This is a genomic window from Cupriavidus sp. SIMBA_020 (assembly GCF_046535395.1).
Lineage (GTDB): Bacteria > Pseudomonadota > Gammaproteobacteria > Burkholderiales > Burkholderiaceae > Cupriavidus > Cupriavidus campinensis.
On record NZ_JAWRWU010001083.1, the window covers coordinates 1 to 256 of the forward strand.

The following is a 256-nucleotide window of genomic DNA, read 5'->3' on the forward strand; positions in this document are numbered from 1 at the left end:
GGCCGTTCTGCATGTCCTCGCCATAGTGCGACTGGGGACCGGTCAGGGGCGCGGCAAAGCCGAACTTGACGTCGGCGGCCTGCGCGGCCGCGGCCATGCCGACGGCGGCGATGCTGGCGGCGACAAGCTTCAAAGTGGTGCGAAACTTCATTGGAATCCTCCGGTATGTCGGATGTGGCTTTGTTATAACTGGGCTTTTGGGCCAGGTGATCTATTTGCGTGCGATTGCCGGGTTGCCACAATCGAACTTCAGGTG

The 256-nt window shown here is 60.9% G+C and carries 1 pseudogene; it reads right to left on the bottom strand.

The annotated features are described in order from the left end of the window. Nucleotides 1-151: pseudogene (locus SB751_RS32835) on the bottom strand (branched-chain amino acid ABC transporter substrate-binding protein); the annotation flags it as partial. Between the last annotated feature and the right edge of the window lie 105 nt (nucleotides 152-256).